Source organism: uncultured Pontibacter sp., assembly GCF_947495565.1.
Taxonomy (GTDB): domain Bacteria; phylum Bacteroidota; class Bacteroidia; order Cytophagales; family Hymenobacteraceae; genus Pontibacter.
Genome location: NZ_CANLZM010000037.1, coordinates 1 through 602 on the forward strand (window position 1 = coordinate 1; position 602 = coordinate 602).

Sequence of the window (602 nt, forward strand, 5' to 3'; positions counted from 1 at the left end):
TATACGCGACCCGTACGTACGGTGGTGTGAGAGGCGCACCCCGTCAGCTAACGCTGGCGGGGCCGTCTACTCGATTGGCAGAAGGTATTTTTTATACTCTTTTACCCCTTTACTGCAGTTGAACTCTTGAATTCGATAACAATATGGCAAATGCTGAAGAGACAACAGGCAAAAATAATATGAGCAAATTTCTTATTGCTACAAAAGAGTCTTCTAAACCGGAAATACTTCCGAAAAGTAACGGCACAAATACTATAAATATAATACCAAATATCAATGAAATTACTGCTACTAGCTTGGAAAACTTATTAACCTTAAATCCTGACAATCCAAATTTTCTAGCATACCATCCGGTAATTGACATAACAGAACATACAATAAAGGTTAGAATTGCTGGTATAGTAGCTTTTTCATTGAAAACCATTATTAGTCCTGCAATAGAAGTAAGAGAAAAAATAATCATAGTAAACCACGCACAAATTCTAATGATTGTTGCTAGCATTATTTATTGTATTTAGTTACTGCCAACGGCTCGTGTATACCTTGTGCGAGGCTATCAGCCGAAGCATAGGGTATAAATCTTGTTGTGCGCAGGTGTTCTT

The 602-nt window shown here is 37.7% G+C and carries 1 protein-coding gene; it reads left to right on the forward strand.

Annotation, left to right across the window (positions count from 1 at the left end; genetic code table 11):
* The first annotated feature begins 143 nt into the window (after positions 1-143).
* The gene (locus Q1B04_RS19955; RefSeq protein WP_299762770.1) at positions 144-518 is read left to right on the forward strand and encodes a hypothetical protein; all 375 of its coding nucleotides are present in this window, start codon (positions 144-146) and stop codon (positions 516-518) included.
* Positions 519-602 lie beyond the last annotated feature (84 nt).